This is a genomic window from Rhodococcus sp. UNC23MFCrub1.1 (assembly GCF_000686025.1).
GTDB lineage: Bacteria > Actinomycetota > Actinomycetes > Mycobacteriales > Mycobacteriaceae > Rhodococcoides.
The window spans coordinates 86,304-105,817 of sequence record NZ_JMLQ01000001.1 but is presented as its reverse complement, the minus strand read 5'-3'; the positions used below and the strand labels follow the sequence as shown (position 1 = coordinate 105,817).

The following is a 19,514-nucleotide window of genomic DNA, read 5'->3' as shown; positions in this document are numbered from 1 at the left end:
GGAGGCCGGCGCGGGACATGCTCCGGCGCAGCATCCCGGTGGTCGCCGTCGTGCTGGTGATCGTCGTCGCCGTGGTCCTGGTGCTCGCCGACCGGTGGCGCCGCGGCGCGTTCGTGTTCGGTGTCGCGACCCTGATCGCCGCCGCGTGCCGGTTGTGCCTCGGAAGTGAGCGTGTCGGGATCCTGGCCGTGCGGTCGCGCGCCTTCGACACTTTCTCCCTGGCTGCTGTGGGCAGCGCGGTGGTGTGGCTCGCCGTCTCGATCGATCCGCTCGGGACGGACTAGCCCTCGCGTGAGCGGGTCACCCGTAACGTCAACGGGACGAAGATCGCGAGGATCAGCAGCGAGACGATCACGGAGTACAGCATCGGGTGTGTCGACGCCCAGTTGATCGGCTCGCGGATCGCGACGGACGGCGCGGTGGGATTGCCGAACGACTCGCGCGTCGACCGGGCCACCGAGGTGATCGGATTCCACTGTGCGACAGCGCGGAGCGGACCCGGCAGCGTCGAGGACGGCACGAACGCGGACGAGATGAACGTGATCGGGAACAGAATGATCATGAGCGCGCTCTGGGCACTCTCGGCAGTGCTGGCGACGGATCCGACCACGGCGCCGATCCACGACATGGCGAAGCCGAAGAACATCAGCAGCAGTACGGCGCCCAGCGCGTCGAGAGCGCTCCCGCGGATACGCCACCCGACGGCGTAGCCCGCGCCGATCATCACGGCGATGCTCACCACCGACACGAGCATGTCGGAGAGAGTGCGCCCCAGCACGATGGACAGACGCGACATCGGCAGCGAGTGGAACCGGTCGACGATGCCCTCCTTGCTGTCGGTCGCGAGCCCGATGGCGGTGAACGCGGCGCTGAAAACGACGGTCTGCGTGAAGATGCCGCCCATGAGGAACTCGCGGTAGGTGGCACCGCCCAGTGCTCCGCCGAAGACGTAGCTGAAGAGCAGGACGAACATGAGGGGCTGAATCGTCGCTCCGAGCAACAACTGTGGGACCCGCAGGATGGTCAGCAGGTTGCGCTGGGTCATGGTCACGCAGTCGACGAGGAAGCTCGAGGCGTTCTGCTCCCGGACTCCGCGGGGACCGACCAGTCGGGCGGTCATGCGGTGGCCGTCGCGAGGGCGGCGGCGGGGGACGCGCTACCGGTCGACTGGAAGAAGACGTCGTTGAGATCGGGCACGTTCACCCGCGCGTCGCCGACACGGATACCGGTGCCGTGCAGGCGACTCAGCACGTCGACCATGGATTCGCTGCCCCACGGCGCATCCACCGTGAACCACCCGGCGGACGCAGAGGCGCGGTGCACGCGGAAGTTCATCCGCGGGAGCAGATCCGCTGCCAGGCGCAGGTCACGAGGGTCGGCGAGGCGCACCTCGACGGACGGCGGACGGACGCGCGACTTCAGATCGGACGGGGTGCCCCTGGCCACGACGACACCGCCGTCGACGACGACGATCGCGTCGGCCAGTCGGTCGGCCTCCTCGAGATACTGGGTGGTGAGCAGCACTGCCGTTCCGTCCGCCTTGAGGTCGGTGACGATGTCCCACATGTCGTTCCGACTGCGGGGGTCGAGACCGGTGGTGGGTTCGTCGAGCACGATGAGGGGTGGCCGCGCCACCAGCGCGCCCGCCAGATCGAGACGACGGCGCATACCGCCGGAGAATGTGGAGACCGAGCGGGTTCCCGTGTCGTCGAGGCGGAACCGGGTGAGGAGCTCGCGCGCCCGCGCGCGTGCGTCTCTGCTGCTGAGCCCGTAGAGCCGCCCGAGCATACGGAGGTTCTCGTAGCCGGTGAGCCGACCGTCGACGGCGGCGTACTGGCCGGACAGCCCGATGAGCCCACGCACGGTGCGCGGGTCCTTCACGGCGTCCATGCCCGCGACGTGGACGGAACCCGACGTGGGCCGGATCAGCGTCGCGACGATCCGCACGGTGGTGGTCTTGCCGGCGCCGTTGGGGCCGAGCACCGCGGTGACCTGTCCCGCAGCGGCCGTGAGGTCGACGCCGTCGAGGGCCCGGTGCGTGTTACGTCGTCCCGTGTAGTCCTTGACCAACGATCGGACGTCGACGGCGAGAGTCGCTCCTCCGGAGAGTCCGGCGGTCACCGGGCACCGGCGAGCAGCGCTGGACGCACACCGCCGAGGCGACGTGCGACGGCGGCCAGCGCGTCCGGCGTGCCCATCGCGTTGTGCGGGACGTCGACGGGGTAGTCGGTGATCGACCCGGCGATGTAGCGCCGCCATGCCCACGGCGTGAGGGTGGGATCGGAATCGACGGTCGCGGAGAAGAACTGGAGATCGCCCGAGAACCGGGCCGGGGTGTGGTCGTGGCCGAGGTCGACGAACAGCTGGTAGCGCTCGTACAGCCGTCGCATCTGCCCCTCGTCGAGATGGGCGGTCGGTCCCCCCGCGCCGCGGATCATGGCGATGGCCTCGTCGAGATCGATGTCGTCGTCGACGGTCACCTCGAGAGGAAGGAACTCACGCATCAGCGACGCCACGGACATCTCGGTGCGCGGGCGGTCGCTTCCGGCGAGGGGATACGCGTCCATGACGAACAGTTCGACCTCGTCGCCGAGCTTCTCGATCTCCACGGCCATCGCGTGGGCGATGAGACCGCCGAGTGACCACCCGAGGAGTCGGTAGGGGCCGGTGGGGAACTGGGCGCGCACGGTGTTGACGTAGTCGCGCGCGATCTCCGCGACCGACGCGGGCTCGGGTGCGGGGATGCCGATGCCGCGGGCCTGCAGACCCAGCACCGGGATCGACGGATCGAGGTGTGGCAGCAGTCCGGTGTAGCTCCAGGAGAGACCGATCGCCGGATGCACGCAGATGAGGGGAGTCACACCGTCGTCGCCGGCACGCAACGGCAGCACCGCGTCGGTGCTGGTGCGGCGGACCGGCGGCTTCGGGGTGCGAGCGGACGGCTCGGCGACGGGCGGGGGTGCCGCGTGTGATCCGGTCCTCGTGGCGGTTCCGTTGGCTGCGGACCCGTTCGTGCCCGAGCCGTTCGTGGAGGAACCGTTCGCGTGGCTGCCGCCGTCGCCTCGGGTGCCGTGATTGTCGTCGAGCATGATCAGCTCCTGTAAGCGAGCGGACAACGCAGCCGGGGTGGCTGCGTCGAAGAACCAGGTGACGTCGATGGAATCGGGGTCGACGTCGGTAGCGATGTCGGCACGGAGGCGCTCACGTAGGACGTCCATGACCCGCACCGCGGCGAGGGAGTTCCCGCCGAGAGCGAAGAAGTCGTCGTCCGGGCCGACGGCGTCCACCCCGAGCACGTCGGCGAAGACGCTCCGGACGGTGTCGAGCAACGACCGGGCGGGCGCGATCGCCGTGGCGGTGGTCGTCCGGGTAGGTGCGGCGCTCAGATGATCCGGAGCCAGCGGTTCGAGCCGGCCCAGGGGGATGAGCAGTGCGCGTCGGTCGACCTTGCCGTGCGGGGTGCGCGGCAACGACGAATGCACGGTGACCGTCGCGGGGACGAGGGCACGGGGGAGCTTCTCGGCTGCGAAGCTCCGCAGGGCGGCGGAGTCGACGGTGCCGTGCACCGTGACGTGTGCCGCGAGCGCCGCGCCGACGGAGTTCTCCTCGACGACGACGGCCACCGACGTCACGGCCGGATGTGCGGCCAGCACGGCCTCCACCTCGGCGGGTTCGATGCGGACACCGCGGATCTTCCTCTGGGTGTCCGATCGGCCCGTCATCTCGACCATGCCGTCGGATGCGACCCGCACCAGGTCGCCGGTGCGGTACGTCCGGCCGCCCGGGCGGCCGGACGGGTCGGCCACGAAGCGTGCCGCCGTGAGCCCCGGGCGTCCCGGATAGCCCTGTGCCACTCCGGGTCCGGAGACGTACAGCTCACCCACGTCGCCGTCGGCGACCTCGGCAAGTGTCGTGTCGAGCACGCGCAGGGCGGTCCCGGGCACGGCGAGTCCGATGTGGGGTGCGCGGCCGGCGCGCTGGACGCCCGTCGTCGCCGCCACCGTGGTCTCGCTGGGGCCGTAGGCGTTGACCATGCGGCGACCCGGGGCCCACGCCTCGAGCAGAGCCGCGGGAAGCGCCTCGCCGCCGGTGCCCACCGACCGCACGCCGGACACGGTGTGAGGATCCAGGGTCGCCAGCGCGGCAGGCGTCAGGAACAGCACGTCCACGCGCTCACGCTCGATCAGGGCCTCGAGCGCCCTGCCGGCGTAGGCGGCGGGCGGCGCGACCACGGACGTCGATCCGCGGATCACCGTCAGCAACATCTCGAGGATCGCCGCGTCGAACCCCGGTGACGCCGCGTGCAGGACGCGAGACGTCCGGTCGGTGTCGAACGCGGTTCCGAGGGCGACGGCGAGGCTCTCGATGCCGCGATGGGTGACGCCGACGGGTTTCGGGCGCCCGGTCGTTCCCGAGGTGTAGACGAGGTAGGCGACGTCGTCGAGGCTGCGCCGGACCGCGGCCGGCAGGGCCGCGTCGGGCGTGGAAGGGTGATCGGGCGTTCCGTCGGTGTCGAGGGTCCACCACCTGACGGCGTCCGGCGCGACCACGGGATCCGAGGCCGCTCGCAATGCCAGGACGGGTTTCGCGTCGTCGAGGATGTAGCTCAGACGTTCCTCGGGATACGTCGGATCGAGAGGGAGGATCGTCGCACCGGTCCTCGCGACGGCCCAGAACGCCGTCACCGAGGACGCGGACCGGCTCATCGCGAGCGCCACGGTACGTCCGGGCCCGGCGCCGGCTGCGCGGAGTCGGTCGGCGAGAGCGTCTGCAGCGGTGAGGAGTTCACCGTAGGTGCGGGTGCCCTCGGGAGCGACTAAGGCCACGCGCTCCGGGGAGTTGCGCGCGACACGCTCGACCAGCACGTCCAGGAGCTCCGTCTCGGACGGGAGGCGGGACGGGCCCGTGAGGCTCGCGATCGACAGTGCGGGATCGGACGTGGCGCGGTCCAAGGTGTCCACCACGGCGTCGGCCAGGTGACGAGCGGTGCTGGGCAGGAACAGGTCTCGGGCATAGGTGACCGACACGTCGGCACCACCGTCCGTCCGGGCGCGGACGGTCACGACGAGATCGAAGGCGGATCGCTCCACGGGCAGGCGGAGCGCGGAGACGGTGCGCCCGCCGAGGTCGAGGTGCAGCGGCGGAGCGGCGTGGACCAAGAGCATGATCTGGACGATCGGGTGGCGTGCCGGATGACGCTCGGGCTGCAGTGTCGACACCAGCGTCTCGAACGGAACCGCGGCATGGTCGAGCGCCGCGAGATCCCGGTCCCGCACCAGCTCGACGACCTCGTCGAAGGTGGATGCCAACGACACCGGCACCCGCAGCGCGAGGGTGTTCACCGCCATGCCGACCATCGACTCGGCTCCGGCGCGGTCCGCGTAGGGGGTGCCGACGACGACGTCCGCCGTTCCGAGCAGCGGGTCGACCCCGGGGGTGTGCGCGGCCAGCACCGCGGCCAGTGCTGCGTGCACCACCATGAACTCGGTACCGCGGTGATCGGCCGCACAGGCGAGCACGCGTTCGCGGACCTGCGGACTCAGGACTGCGTCGACGACGTCGGCGCGGCCGGTGGGCCGGTCGGGGCGCGGGCTGTCCAGCGGTACCGAGTGCACGGGGGGAGCACCGTCCAGGGCGGAGCGCCAGAAGTCGACGGCGCGGGTGTGGTCGGCGCTGCCCACCGAGAGTGTGAGTGCCAGCGCGTGATCGATGTACTGCACCGGCTCCGTCGGCCACACCGGTGCGACTCCCGTGCGGCGAGCCTCGTAGGCCAGCAGCAGGTCGGTGGTGAGCGGCGCCACCGATTCGCCGTCGGCGGCGATGTGATGGACCGCGACGCCGACGACGTGGCTGTGCTCCGACAGGCGCACCACGACGGCACGGACGGGAGCCTCGGTCGCGAGATCGAACCGTCGCCGGGCGACCTCGTCGAGTGCCGCCTGCACCTCGGGCGCCGACGGATCGAGGTCGGAGTCGGAAGGTGTGGCCAGCTCGACGGAGACGGGAGCGGCGTCGAGGACCACCTGCACCGGCTCGCCCGCGACCGTGGGATACACGGTGCGCAGCGATTCGTGCCGCGCGACCACGTCGTTCACGGCCGCACCGACGGCGTCGACGTCGAGCGGACCCTCCACGAGCAGTCCGGCCACGATCGTGTACGCCGTGGCGGTGCTCGCCACCTTCGACGAGAACCACATCGACAGCTGCGCCGGCGTCAGCGGGACGGGATCGGGTCGCTCCGCGGGTGTCACCGCGGCGGCCGATGGGAGGGTGCCCGGATCTGTTGTCACGTCGGCGAACTCGGGCAGTTCGGCGAGCTCGGCGACCGTCGGTCGATCGAAGATGGTGCGCACGGCGACGGGCACACCGGTGACCTCGGTGATGCGCGCGGCGTAGCGCGTCGCGGTCAGCGACGTTCCCCCGAGCGCGAAGAAGTCCGCTGTGACACCGACCCGCTCGACACCCAGGACCTGCGCGAGTACACCCGCGAGGGCTGCCTCCGCGGCGGTTCCGGGAGCGCGGTCGTCCTCGTCGACGAGGACGGACGGCATCGGCAACGCCGCACGGTCGAGCTTGCCCACCGGTGTCAGCGGAAACGCGTCCACGACGACGATCGCGGTGGGCACCATGTGACGCGGCAGCCGAGTGCGGGCGAGGCGGAGCAGATCGTTCGATCGCAGGGCGGCCGGCTCGTCGACGACGGGATGGACGAAGGAGACGAGCATGGTCTCGCCGGTCGGTCCGGGCGTCGTCAGCGTGACGGCTCCACCGACACCCGGTGCCGACGCGAGCACGGCGTCGATCTCGCCGAGCTCGATCCGCAGACCACGGATCTTGACCTGGAAGTCGCTGCGACCGGTGATGCGGACGACCGGTTCGGTGCTGTCGGGATCGGCCGCGAAGGTCCACCGGGCCAGGTCGCCGGTGCGGTAGGTCCGGCTTCCCGGCGGGCCGAACGGGTCGGCGACGAAGCGTGTCGCCGTGAGGCCCGGCCGGTCGAGGTAACCCCGTGCGAGTTGTACTCCGGCGAGGTGCAGTTCGCCCTCGACTCCGGGCAGCACCGGTTGCAGCGAGGCGTCGAGCACGGTTGCCCGCATCCCGGCGACGGGGCGCCCGAGTGCGACGTCGTCACCCTCGTGCAGCGTCCTGGCGTGGGTGCAGATCGCGGTCTCGGTGGGCCCGTAGATGTTGATGACGGTGCGTCCGGGCGCGACCGCATCGAGCAGTTCCGAGCCGAAGTTCTCGCCGCCGACGCCGAGTGCGGACAGTAGCACCGGGTCGCCGGGGACGAGGTCGTCGGCGGAGAGCGTCGACAGGACGGAGGGGGTGAGAAAGCAGTGCGTCACGTCGTGGCGGCGCAGCAGCGTCGCCAGTTCCGTACCGCCCACGACTCCGGGGGGCACCACCACCAGCGCGCCTCCGGATCCGAAGGCGAGGCCCAGTTCCAGCATCGAGGCGTCGAAACTGGGAGAGGCGAAGGCGAGCACGCGGGCGTCGGTGTCCGCCCCGTAGGCGTGCACCAGTTCGCTGGTGATGTTCGCGTATCCCTGACGTGTGACCTGGACGCCCTTGGGGCGTCCGGTCGTTCCCGACGTGTAGGTGACGTACGCCGTGCAGCCGAGCGGAACCACCCAGCCACCGTCGTCGGGACACGTCGGGACGTTCTCCTCGGCGAACAGTGAGTCGGTCGTGGACCACAGGAAGCCGTCGCTCGGGACGTCCGAGGGATCGGAGCAGACGGCGTGCAGCGTCTTGCTGTCCCGCACCATGAACGAGCGCCTGTCCGCCGGGTAGTCGGGATCGACGGGCACGATGGCACCGCCGGCGCGTGAGACGGCGAGGATCGCGGCCACCGACTCGGTCGAGCGTCGCAGCAGGCCGATCACACGCGTGTCGGCGGAGACGCCGTTGTCGACGAGGCGTGCGGCGCCGCGGGCGACGAGTGCCTCGAGCTCTGCGTAGGTGGTCCGCCGGTCGCCTTCGACCACGGCCACCGCGTCCGGAGTGGCCTCGGCCTGATGCGCCACGAGAGCGTCGAGCGCGGAGGTCGAGTCCGTCGACCGAGCTCGCGCTCGTTCCCGCATCGGTACCGTCGCCGCGCGCTCGGGAGGCAGCAGGACGTCGATGTCGGCGACGAGCGCATCGGGGTCGGCGGCGATCGCGTCGAGCACGGCCAGCAGTCGATCGAGGACTGCCCGCGCGGTGCGCTCGTCGAACAGGTCGGTGGCATAGGTGAGATCGATGCTCGACCGCGGGCCGGCATGCCCGGGTGACTCGTCGAGCACCAGTTCCAGGTCGTACTTCGCCCGCGCGACGTCGATCCCGTGGGCGGTCACCCGTGCATCGCCCACCGCGCCCGACGTGTCCGGCGTGCTGCGGGTGGTGAGCATGACGTCGAACAGCGGGTGGCGGCCCGGAGTGCGCGGTGGGTCGAGGAGATCGACGAGGGTGTCGAAGGGCATGTCCGCTCGGGCCAACGCGTCCAGGTCGGCCGCCCGCACGGCGTCGAGATGGTCGGCGACGGTCGCCGCGCCGTCGACCACGGTGCGCAGCACCACGGAATTGACGAACATGCCGACGACCCCGTCGAGGTCCGGGTGATCGCGTCCGGCGACGGCAGTGCCGATGGTGACGTCGTCGCCTGCTCCGGACCGACTCAGCACCAGGACCAGTGCGGCGTGCACGATCATGAAGTGGGACAGGCCGACTCGGCGGGCGAGGGCATCGACGTGCACTCCACGATCGCCGTCGAGGACGACGGACACCGTCGCGCCCTGTCCGGACGGTTCCGCGCGACGCGGGCGATCGGCACCGGGAGTGGGGACGTCGGGGAGATCCGCGAGCGCGTCGGCCCACCAGGCCGCGGACGTCGCGAGAGCCGACTCCGGATCGTCCGCGGACCCGAGTGCCAGCCGCTTCCATTCCGAGGCGTCGGCGTACTGCACGGGCAACGGGGACCACGCCGGGGTGCGACCCTCGAGCCGCGCGGAGTACGCGACGACGAGGTCCGTGGCCAGCACGCCGAGCGACCACCCGTCGACACACACGTGGTGGAGGACGAGAGCCAGGACGTGATCGGCCGCCGGTCCGGACGTGCCGGCGACGCGGACGATCCGGGCGCGCAGGGGCAGGTCGACGGCGAGATCGAAGGGGCGGGACGCGACGTCCGTCAGCGCCGGGAGGACGGCGTCCGTGTCCGGCGCGTCGAGCACGTCGACATCGAACAGAGCTGTGGCCGTGTCGATGTCGAGTACACGCTGCACGGGTCCGTCGACGGCGTCGTCGCGGTCGAAGAGTGTGCGCAGGCTCTCGTGACGATCGAGGACGTCGAGAAGCGCGGCCCGCGCCGCCTCGACCGAGAACGTACCGGTGACGCGGAGAGCGAGCGGCACGTGATAGGTCGCCGACGGCCGGTACTGCTCGATCCACCACATGCTGCGCTGGGACGGCGAGGCGGGGATCGGCACGGAACGGTCGACGGGCACGGGCCCGTCCTGATCGCCGGTGGACGGGGTGCCGTCGTCCAGGTGCAGTGCGAGCGCTTCGACCACGGGATGCCGGAACACCTCGCGAACCCCGAGGGCATGGCCCCCCACCGCGGAGATCCGGGCGGCGACCCTCGTCGCGAGCAGGGAGTTGCCGCCCAGTTCGAAGAAGTCGTCGGTGGCGGCCACGTCGTCGAGGCCGAGGACGTCGGCGAGGACGCTCGCCACCAGGAGTTCGTTCTCCGATTCCGGAGCGCGCGCGGGACGGCTCTCACGGGCACGCGGTTCGGGGAGGCGTCGCCTGTCGATCTTGCCGTTCGGCGTCAACGGCATCTCGTCGAGGATCGTGAGCCGGTTCGGCACCATGTAGTGGGGGAGCAGAAGAGCGAGATCGTCGAGCAGCGTGTCGGCGACGGCGCCCGCGTGCGTCATGCGCACGTAGCCCTCGACGGTGCGGAGGGTGCCGTCACCGCGGACCACCACGGCGGCGTCCGCGACGTCGGGCAGCGCGCGCAGCGCCTCCTCGATCTCGCCGAGCTCGATCCGGAATCCGCGCACCTTCACCTGGCTGTCCCGGCGCCCGAGGTAGACCAGGGTGCCGCGGGTGGTCCACTTCACCAGATCGCCTGTGCGGTAGAGCCTGTCGGAGTGTCCGAACGGATCGGCGACGAAACGTTCGGACGTGAGGGCGGTACGGCCGAGGTACCCGCGAGCGATGCCGGTACCGCCGAGGTAGAGCTCACCCACACAGCCGGGCGGTGTCAGTGCGAGCGAGCTGTCGAGGACGAAGGCACGGATGCCCGGGAAGGGCGACCCCAGCTCCACCTCGTGTTCGGCGACCAGGGGACCGAACGTCACCGCCACCGTGCTCTCGGTCGGCCCGTACACGTTGACCATCCGGCGTCCGGGCGCCCACTCGTCCACCAGCGCGACCGGGACGACGTCCCCGCCGACTCCGATGGCACGCGGACCCGCGCCCGGCGCCACGGGAACGGTGGCGAGGGCCGAGGGCGTGATGAAACCGGCGTCGATGCGCTGGGCGTCGAGCACCTCGGCCAGCTCCTCGCCCCCGTGCACGTCGGTCGGCACGACGACCAGCGTTCCGCCGGACCCGAAGGCCAGCACCATCTCGAGGACGGAGGCGTCGAATCCCGGTGACACGAAGTGCATCACCCGCGCGCCGCGCGGCAGACGATGCGCCGAGACGGCCGCGTACGTCATCGCGGCGAAGCCCCGGTGCGTCACCGCGACGCCCTTCGGCGTCCCCGTGCTGCCGGAGGTGTAGATCACGTAGGCGAGGTCGTCCGGTCCGGGGCGCCGTGCTCCCACGAGGCCCTCGCCGGTGAGCGGTGCTCTGTCCTCGTCGACGAGGACCCATTCGACCTGCGCGGGAAGCGAATTCACCAGTGCGCTCGTCGTGATACCGACCAGTGCGCCGCTGTCGCCGATGATGGTGGTGATCCGGTCGGCAGGCAGGGCGGGGTCGACCGGCACGTATGCGCCGCCCGCTTTCGCGATGGACCAGGCCGAGGTGACGGACGCGTGGGAGCGGGGGAGCGCGGACACGACCATGACGTCGGGACCGACACCCAGATCCAGCAACTCGCGGGCCAGGGCGTCCGAGCGGCGGTCGAGCTCGGGATAGGAGAGTGCGATGTCGCCGTCGACGACGGCGGGCACCTTCTCGCCCAGCACCAGCCCGTGCGTGAGGATGTCGGCGAACGTGGCGAACGGCGGCACCAGCGGATCGAGTGCCGGCAGGACGGCGGCGCGGTCCTCGTCGGTCACGAGGGACAGCGCGCGCAGCGGTGTGTCGACGTCGGCCTCGGCGAAGTCGACGAGGAAGCGGGCGAACCGTTCGCTGTGGACGACCAGTTCGTCGGCCGTGTACAGGGCGGGGTTGCCCTCGAGGTCCACCCGCAGGCGACCCGTGGTGGTGCTCTCGTGCACCGTCACGGCCATGTCCGCGGTCGGTCCGGAGGTCAGTAGTTCGAGATCGGCCGGGATGTCGCCCAGCACCACACGTTCGCCGAACATCATGAGGTTGATGGTGGGACCGAGGGTGACGCCGGGGGCACCGAGCAGGTGGGCGATCTCCGAGGCGGGAAGCAGTTGGTGACGAAGTGATTCGCTGACGCGGTTCCCGACCTCGCGGACCACCGAGCCGATGTCGACGCCGCCGCCGCAGTGCGCGGGCACGGGTACCGCGTTGGCGGCCATGGACGCCGATTCGCGCATCCACGACGTCACGCGGGCGGCCATCGGCATCGTCAGGACGACGTCGGGTGTGTCGGTGACACGCGCGAGGAACGCGGCGAACGCGGCGGCGACGACGACCGCGACGGTGGATCCGTGACGCTCTGCCGCGTCGTGAACCGTCCGGTCCGCCGAGGTACCGAGCAGCGTGTCGCAGCGGTGGTTGAACGCGGACGGCGGCGCGACCCGCCCGGACATCGAGACCGGCTCGCCGAGGACGTCGCGCAGACCGGCCCAGTGGGCTCGATCGCGCTCGTACCGCGACGACGCCCGGTAGCGCGCCTCGGCCTCGGCGAAGGCTCGGGGATGCCGTGCTCGCGACGGCGGTGGATCCTCGCCGCGTACCAGCGCGGTGTAGATCTCGGCGGTTCGAGCGGCGGCGACCGAGGCTCCGTAGCCGTCGATGGCCACGTGATGGCCGCGGGCGTACCAGTAGTGGTGGTCCTCGGCCAGGGTGATGACGGCGGTGTAGCCCAGCGCGTCCCGATACATGTCGAGGGGACGGGTGAACTCCGTCATGATCTCGGCCGCCGCCTCCTCGGGGAATTCGTCGTCGCTGACGTCGATGCGATCGAGGTCGATGTCGAGGAGCGAGAGGTCGAGCCGCTGGCGGAGCGAGTCGGAGTCGACGCGCGCGTCCTGCGCGTCACTCGTGACGAGTCGGGTGAGCATCGAGCCGGTGTCGAGAGTGGCGAGGCGCATGGCCTGCTCGAGAAGATCGACGTCGAGCGGGCCGCGGATGTCCATGTAGTGCGCGACGGCGAAGGTGACCTCGGGGTCGAGTTCCTGCAGCAACCACATGTCCCGCTGGGCGCGGGTGAGATCGAAGACCTCCGTGTAGTCGTCCGCTCCCGCGCCCGAGCCCGGGTGATCGTCCGACATGCTGTTCCCCCGGCTCGCTCGCATCCCCACGGTGGGCCCTTCGGTCACCGCAGCGTCGAGCGCTGCGGTGCAGACCACACGATGTCGAACACTAACAAACCAGAAACTTGATTTCCCTCGTCCTCAAGGACTCCAAGTTTCTTTGTGAGAGTTGCCAAGCTCAGGGGAGCGTGAGGGTCAGTCCTCCGCCGCGAGCGCGTCGGAGGCCAACGCCATGGTGGCCACTAGCATCGTGGACACCGCGTCGGGTTCGGTGAGGAAGCCGTCGTGGCCGTCGCGCGAGGAGATGATGCGCAACCCGTCGCACCCGGGGATCAGATCGGCGATCTCCTGCTGCTGCCGCAGGGGGTACAGCCGGTCGGAGTCGACGCCGCCCACGATGGTGGGCGCGCGGATCGACCCCAGGGCCGCCTCGAGCCCGCCTCGCCCGCGGCCCACGTCGTGCCGGTTCATGGCCTCCGACAGCAGCACGTAGGTCCCGGCGTCGAAGCGGTCGACGAGCTTGGTCGCCTGATGCTCGAGGTAGCTCGCGATCGCGTAGCGCCCGCCGTTCAGCGGGTCCTCGCCGATCTGGGGCTCGTTGCCGAACCGGGAGTCGAGTTCGTGCTCGGTGCGGTAGGTGAGGTGCGCGATGCGCCGAGCGACGGCGAGTCCGGCACGCGGAGCGCGACCGGAGGCGTGATAGTCACCGCCCTGCCAGTCGGGGTCGGCGGTGATGGCGGCGATCTGCGTGGTCTGGGTGCCGATCTGGTCGGCGGACGCGCGCGCACCGACGGCGAGCACCAGTGCCGAGGCGACACGGTCCGGGTACGAGACCAGCCACTCGAGAGTGCGCATACCGCCCATGGAGCCGCCGACGACCGCCGCGAAGCGGTCGATGCCGAGGGCGTCGGCGACCATGCGCTCCGCCGCCACCTGGTCGCGGATGGAGATGGCCGGGAATCGGGATCCCCACGCGACACCGTCCGGATCGAGCGACGCGGGACCCGTGGTACCTCGGCACCCGCCGAGCACGTTCGTCGCCACCACGCACCAGCGATCGGTGTCGAGGGGTGCGCCGGGACCCACCATGCCGGTCCACCACCCGGGCGACGGGTGATCCGGTCCGGCCGGTCCGGTGACGTGCGAGTCCCCGGTGAGCGCGTGCTGGACGAGAACGACGTTGTCCCGCGCGGGCGAGACCTCGCCCCACCGCTGCACGGCGACCGTCGCGTCGGGAACCACGCGTCCGCTCTCGAGGGGAACGTCGCCGATGTGCACGGTGCCCACCTGCCCGTCCGCCGGCGGAAATGCCGACGGACGGGCAGGCGAGTGGAGATCGAGTGTCAAGATGCGGCCCGGAAACCCTTCTCCAGATCGGCCAGGATGTCGTCGATTCCCTCGATACCGACTGCGAGTCGCACCAGGCCCGGAGTGACTCCGGAGGCCAGCTGCTCCTCGGGCGTCAACTGCGAGTGCGTCGTCGACGCGGGATGGATCACCAGTGAACGCACGTCTCCGATATTAGCGACATGGCTGTGCAGCTCCAGCGCATCCACGAAACGCTTGCCCGCGTCGACACCGCCCGCGAGTTCGAACGCCACGATGGCACCCGCTCCGCGCGGGGCGAGTTCCTGTCCGCGCTCGTACCACGGGGAGGACGGCAACCCGGCGTAGTTCACGCTGGTCACCTCCTCGCGCTGCTCGAGGAACTGTGCGACCGCCGTCGCGTTCTGCACGTGTCGCTCGAGGCGCAGGGACAGTGTCTCGATGCCCTGGCCGATGAGGAACGCGTTGAACGGGGAGACCGCCGCGCCGATGTCGCGCAGCAGCTGCACGCGGGCCTTGAGTGCGAAGGCCGGAGCGCCGAGATCGGCGAACACCACACCGTGGTAGCTGGGATCGGGGGTGGTGAAATTGGTGAAGCGACCCTGTGTCCAGTCGAAGCCACCGCCGTCGACGATGACGCCGGCGATCGCGGTGCCGTGGCCGCCGAGGTACTTGGTGGCCGAGTGCACCACGATGTCCGCACCGTGCTTCAGAGGCTGGATCAGATACGGCGTCGCCACGGTGTTGTCGACGATCAACGGGATGCCGTGGCGGTGTGCCACGTCGGACACTCCGCGGATGTCGAAGATGTCGTTCTTCGGGTTGGAGATGGTCTCGCCGTAGAACGCCTTGGTCTCGGGGCGGACGGCCTTCTCCCACTGGTCGAGGTCGTCCGGATCGTCCACGAAGGACACGGTGATGCCCAGCTTGGGCAGCGTGTAGTGGAAGAGGTTGTACGTGCCGCCGTACAGACGGGGGCTGGAGACGACGTGGTCGCCGGTCTCGGCGATGTTCAGGATCGCCAGCGTCTCGGCGGCCTGGCCGGACGAGACGAGCAGTGCGGCGACGCCGCCCTCGAGCGACGCGATGCGCTGCTCGACGACGTCCTGCGTCGGGTTCATGATGCGGGTGTAGATGTTGCCCGGCTCGGCGAGCCCGAACAGCGCGGCGGCGTGGTCGGTGTTGTCGAACGTGTAGGACGTCGTCTGGTAGATCGGCAGGGCGCGCGCGTGGGTGGTGACGTCGGGAACCTGTCCGACGTGCACCTGCCGCGTCTCGAAGCTCCAGTTCAGTGCCGGATCCTCGACGGGTGCTCCGGCTGCGTCGACGACGTCGCCCTCGGTGGCACCGGTGTCGGAAGTGTGATCGGTCATGGGTGTCGTGCTCCTCGTGGGGGTGGTGCTCGAGTGGAGTGCTCGAGTGGGGTCCACGTCGGCAGCCGCCACGCCCGCAGCACGAGAGGCACCTCACCGTGTGCAGAGCGCAGTAGGCGAGCCGATCTTCGTGGAGAGAAGGGTCGGGGCCTATCGCCGGCTACAACACAGTCGGTGGGAGAACATGGGTACCTCCGAGATCGTCGGTCGGTGGGCCCGAGGAGACGGGCCCGCGCTTGCTCTCGGCCCGTGCGGGCCGAGTAACCCGGTCATCACCCGGGGCACCCCACCGCGGTTGGAGGGTTGCCGGCCAGCAAGCCGGGGCTCGATGCTGGCACTCATGACCTTGGCGGGAATGGTAGCGGGTCGGGTGTCGACGGCACGAGGGTGGCCGAACTCACGATCGTTCGATTGGCGAATGATCCTACCGACGGTCAGACTGGTCAGGTGATCGGGCGCCTCTCGGGGCGCCCGTCGTCGTTGATCACCCGAGCGCTTCTGAATCGATCATGAACGATCGACGACGGGCGCAGACCCGAAAGTGAGCTCGTGACACCCCCCTCCGTCGCGTTCGACGTCCTTCCCCCTGCTGCCGCGGACCCCGCTGCGGATCGGCTGCGGGTGCGCCGCCGACGCGTCGCGATGCTGGCGCTCGCGCTCGGCGGTTTCGGCATCGGCACCACGGAGTTCGTCTCGATGGGCCTGCTCCCGGAGATGGCGACCACGATGGGGGTGTCCGAGCCCAGCGCCGGCCACCTCATCTCCGCCTACGCCGTCGGTGTCGTGGTGGGTGCGCCCGTCATCGCCGCGCTCGCGGCGCGGGTGCCGCGGCGGACGTTGCTTCTCGCCCTCATGGTGGCGTTCACTCTCGGCAACCTGGGCACGGTGTTCGCGCCCAGCTTCCACGAGCTGATGGCCTCCCGCTTCGTCGCCGGACTGCCGCACGGCGCGTACTTCGGTGTGGCAGCGCTGGTGGCCGCCCACCTCGCCGATCCCGGTGCGCGTGCCAAGTCGGTGGCCATGGTGATGATGGGACTGTCCGTCGCCAATGTCGTCGGTGTGCCGGCGGCCACGTGGATCGGCCAGGCGTTCGGCTGGCGCAGCGCGTTCGGCATCGTCGCCGTCATCGGTGCCCTCACCGTCACCGCCCTCGCGGTGTGGCTGCCGCGACTGGACTCGATGCCCACCACGAACCCGCGGACCGAGCTGGGCGCCTTCCGGCGCACGCAGGTGTGGATGACCCTCTTCGTGGGCATGGTGGGCTTCGGCGGCATGTTCGCCGTGTACACCTACATCGCCACGACATTGACGGACGTGGCCGGTCTGTCCAAGGCCGCGGTGCCCCTGGCGCTGATGATCTACGGCCTCGGCATGGTGGTCGGCAACATGGCCGGCGGATGGATCGCGGACCGCATGCTCGTCCCCGGGCTCTTCCTGGCGATGACGTCCGTCGCGGTGAGCCTGGCGGTGTTCGTCGCCGCGGCGCACAACCCGGTGACCGCTCTGATCGTCGTGTTCCTCATCGCCGCATCGGGATCCGCCATCGTGCCCGGACTGCAGACGCGACTGATGGACGTGGCCGCCGATGCGCAGACCCTCGCCGCCTCGCTCAACCACGCGGCGTTCAACTTCGCGAACGCGCTGGGGGCCGCCCTCGGCGGCGCCGTCATCGCCGCGGGCTTCGGCTACACGGCGCCGGCCGTGGTGGGTGCCGGTCTCGCGATCGCCGGCATCGCCGTTCTGGCCACGTCGGTGGCGATGCAGCGTCGCACCGACGCTCGTCTCGCCGCCTGACGGTCCTGTCCGCCCTGTCGGATACGGTGCTGCGGTGTCTCACACCATCACGTCGGTCAACGTCAACGGAGTGCGCGCCGCGGTGCGCAAGGGCATGCTCGAGTGGCTCGAGCAGTCCGCGGCGGACATCGTCTGCCTGCAGGAGACGCGGGCGACGGACGAGGAGCTGCTCGCCTGCCTCACTCCCGCGCTGGGCGAGGGCTGGCATCTCGTGTCCGCCGAGCCGTCCGCGAAGGGCCGCAACGGTGTCGCCATCCTGTCGCGGGTTCCTGCGGACAGTGCCGTCGTCGGGTTCGGGAGCGCCGAGTTCGACGACGCGGGGCGCTGGATCGAGGCCTGCTTCCCGGCAGTCGGAGCAGATCCGGCCGTCACCGTCGCCAGTCTCTACCTGCCGTCCGGTGAGGTGGGCACCGAGAAGCAGGACTCCAAGGAACGGTTCATGGCCTCGTTCGAGCACCGTCTCGCGGCGCTCGCGTCCTCGGGCGAGCACCACGTGGTCTGCGGCGACTGGAACATCGCGCACACCGAACGGGATCTGAAGAACTGGAAGGGCAACCGCACCAAGTCCGGCTTCCTGGCGAGCGAGCGCGCCTGGCTCGACGCTCTCGTCGGTGAGTCGGGAGCGTGGGTCGACGTGGTGCGAGCGCTCCACCCGGACGTCGACGGGCCCTACAGCTGGTGGTCGTACCGCGGTAAGGCCTTCGACAACGACGCCGGGTGGCGCATCGACTATCAGATGGCCACCCGGGACTTCGCGGACCGCGCGAAGGACGCCGTGGTCGAGCGGGCCGACACCTACGACCAGCGGTGGTCCGACCACGCACCGGTCACCGTCGTCTACCGCTGACCGGTCGGCTCACAACGCGGCGGCCAGTCTGTGGTACGCCGCGTTCCAGCGCAACGTGCGCTGGAAGTCTCGTGTGGTGGTGCCCTCCTCGATCGTGAGCAGCTCCACCGCGATCATGTCCGAGAACGCTTCCAGTACCGGCAGATCGAGCGCGGTGCTCAGCACCGTGTGATGCGGTGCGCCGGCTGTGAGCCACGACTCCGCGGACACCGACAGCGAGGGCTGCGGCTTCCACACGGCGCAGGCCACCGGCAGGGAGGGCAGCGCCTCGTCCGGCTCGACGACCTCGATGACGTTGGCGGTGAGGCGGAACCGTTCGCCGACGTCGGAGATGCCCACGACGATGCCGGCGCCGGGATCCGCCGTGAAGCGCAGTCGTACGGGATCCTCGCGCCCGCCGATCGACAACGGATGGATTTCGAGAGTCGGGGTCGCCGTGGTGATGGACGGGCACACCTCGAGCATGTGTGCCCCCAGGATCTTCTCCTCGCCGGGCACGAGGTGGTACGTGTAGTCCTCCATGAACGACGTGCCGCCGGGCTGCCCGATGGCCATGGTCTTCATGGCGCGCAACAACATCGAGGTCTTCCAGTCGCCCTCGCCGCCGAAGCCCCACCCGTCGGCCATCAGCCTCTGGACCGCGAGTCCGGGGAGCTGACGCAGGCCGCCGAGGTCCTCGAAGTTCGTGGTGAAGGCGCCGAATCCGCCCTCGGTCAGGAACTGTCGCATTCCCGCCTCGACCCGTGCGCCGTAGCGCAGCGACTCGTGTCGATCGCCGCCCGGCCGCAACGCGGACGCGACGTCGTAGGTCTCGACGTACTCGTCGACCAGGGCGGACACCGCGGCCTCGTCCACCGCGGAGACGACCTCGACGAGATCGTTGACACCGTAGGTGTTAACGGAGACACCGAACCGCAGCTGAGCCTCCACCTTGTCGCCCTCGGTGACGGCCACGTCGCGCATGTTGTCGCCGAAGCGCGCCAGCCGGAGCAACCGCATGTCGGCGCGACCGCGCGCCGCACACGTCCACTGTTCGACGCGCCGGACGACGGCGGGATCGTCGACGTGTCCGGCGACGGTGGTCCGCAGCACACCGACGCGGGACTGGATGTGACCGAACTCCCGGTCGCCGTGCGCGGCCTGGTTGAGGTTCATGAACTCCATGTCGATGGTCGACCACGGCAGCGACATCCCGGCCTGCGTGTGCAGATGCAGGAGGGGCACGTCGAGGGCGTCGAGGCCGGCGATCCACATCTTGGCGGGGGAGAAGGTGTGCATCCAGGTGATCACCCCGATGCAGTCGTCGGTCGTGTTGGCCTCGCGCATCCGGTTCAGGATGGACGACGCGTCGAGGAGCACCGGCTTCCAGACCACCGTCACACCCAGTGCATCGTCGAGTTTCTCGGCGATCGTGCGGGACTGCACCGCCACCTGCTCGAGAGTCTCGGGACCGTACAGACTCTGGCTGCCTGTGAGGAACCAGACCTCGGGTCGGGCGACACCGGACGGTGCGGGCGAGGGGGACGGGGCGGACCTGGTTTCGACGATTGACATGGGAACCTCCTGGTC

Annotated in this window: 9 protein-coding genes and 1 riboswitch; of the genes, 3 read left to right on the top strand and 6 right to left on the bottom strand. The window is 70.2% G+C overall.

All coding sequences use genetic code 11. The features are described 5' to 3' along the window. Nucleotides 1–17 precede the first annotated feature (17 nt). On the top strand, nt 18–284 hold the full coding sequence (locus tag BR07_RS0100460) for a DUF3017 domain-containing protein (protein WP_027503762.1): 267 nt from the start codon (nt 18–20) through the stop codon (nt 282–284). On the opposite strand, the gene BR07_RS0100455 is transcribed toward BR07_RS0100460, so the two are convergent. The 5 genes from BR07_RS0100455 to BR07_RS0100435 all read right to left on the bottom strand — a co-directional run bounded on the left by BR07_RS0100455 (nt 281) and on the right by BR07_RS0100435 (nt 15,304). Continuing rightward, nucleotides 281–1,120, bottom strand: a complete 840-nt coding sequence (locus BR07_RS0100455) for an ABC transporter permease (protein WP_027503761.1) — start codon at nt 1,118–1,120, stop codon at nt 281–283. The two genes, BR07_RS0100460 and BR07_RS0100455, sit on opposite strands and share 4 nt — an antisense overlap. Continuing rightward, a complete protein-coding gene (locus tag BR07_RS0100450) occupies nt 1,117–2,121 on the bottom strand; it encodes a daunorubicin resistance protein DrrA family ABC transporter ATP-binding protein (RefSeq protein ID WP_027503760.1) in 1,005 nt (334 codons plus the stop codon). Before BR07_RS0100450 ends, BR07_RS0100455 begins: the two co-directional genes overlap by 4 nt. Next, the gene (locus tag BR07_RS0100445) at nt 2,118–12,623 is read right to left on the bottom strand and encodes a non-ribosomal peptide synthetase (RefSeq protein ID WP_197027701.1); all 10,506 of its coding nucleotides are present in this window, start codon (nt 12,621–12,623) and stop codon (nt 2,118–2,120) included. Before BR07_RS0100445 ends, BR07_RS0100450 begins: the two co-directional genes overlap by 4 nt. Nucleotides 12,624–12,800: 177 nt before the next feature. After that, nucleotides 12,801–13,952, bottom strand: a complete 1,152-nt coding sequence (gene metX / locus BR07_RS0100440) for a homoserine O-acetyltransferase MetX (RefSeq protein ID WP_051612914.1) — start codon at nt 13,950–13,952, stop codon at nt 12,801–12,803. Next, entirely contained in the window at nt 13,949–15,304 is a 1,356-nt protein-coding gene (locus BR07_RS0100435; RefSeq protein ID WP_081821014.1) for a bifunctional o-acetylhomoserine/o-acetylserine sulfhydrylase, read from the bottom strand. Before BR07_RS0100435 ends, metX begins: the two co-directional genes overlap by 4 nt. 227 nt (nt 15,305–15,531) lie before the next feature. Beyond that, a riboswitch (SAM riboswitch) is annotated at nt 15,532–15,650 on the bottom strand. A 296-nt stretch (nt 15,651–15,946) separates the two neighbouring features. On the opposite strand from BR07_RS0100435, the gene BR07_RS0100430 reads away from it, so the two are divergent. Then, on the top strand, nt 15,947–17,098 hold the full coding sequence (locus BR07_RS0100430) for an MFS transporter (RefSeq protein WP_027503756.1): 1,152 nt from the start codon (nt 15,947–15,949) through the stop codon (nt 17,096–17,098). Between the two features lie 94 nt (nt 17,099–17,192). Beyond that, nucleotides 17,193–17,945, top strand: a complete 753-nt coding sequence (locus BR07_RS0100425; RefSeq protein ID WP_051613033.1) for an exodeoxyribonuclease III — start codon at nt 17,193–17,195, stop codon at nt 17,943–17,945. A gap of 9 nt (nt 17,946–17,954) precedes the next feature. On the opposite strand, the gene araA is transcribed toward BR07_RS0100425, so the two are convergent. Continuing rightward, on the bottom strand, nt 17,955–19,499 hold the full coding sequence (gene araA, locus BR07_RS0100420; protein ID WP_051612913.1) for an L-arabinose isomerase: 1,545 nt from the start codon (nt 19,497–19,499) through the stop codon (nt 17,955–17,957). Nucleotides 19,500–19,514: the final 15 nt, after the last annotated feature.

Bases quoted from the DNA above. Each gene is read 5' to 3' on its own strand.
- BR07_RS0100460 (WP_027503762.1), top strand. From the start codon at position 18: ATGCTCCGGCGCAGCATCCCGGTGGTCGCCGTCGTGCTGGTGATCGTC.
- BR07_RS0100455 (WP_027503761.1), bottom strand. From the start codon at position 1,120: ATGACCGCCCGACTGGTCGGTCCCCGCGGAGTCCGGGAGCAGAACGCC.
- BR07_RS0100445 (WP_197027701.1), bottom strand. From the start codon at position 12,623: ATGTCGGACGATCACCCGGGCTCGGGCGCGGGAGCGGACGACTACACG.
- BR07_RS0100435 (WP_081821014.1), bottom strand. From the start codon at position 15,304: ATGACCGATCACACTTCCGACACCGGTGCCACCGAGGGCGACGTCGTC.
- BR07_RS0100430 (WP_027503756.1), top strand. From the start codon at position 15,947: ATGCTGGCGCTCGCGCTCGGCGGTTTCGGCATCGGCACCACGGAGTTC.
- BR07_RS0100425 (WP_051613033.1), top strand. From the start codon at position 17,193: ATGCTCGAGTGGCTCGAGCAGTCCGCGGCGGACATCGTCTGCCTGCAG.
- araA (WP_051612913.1), bottom strand. From the start codon at position 19,499: ATGTCAATCGTCGAAACCAGGTCCGCCCCGTCCCCCTCGCCCGCACCG.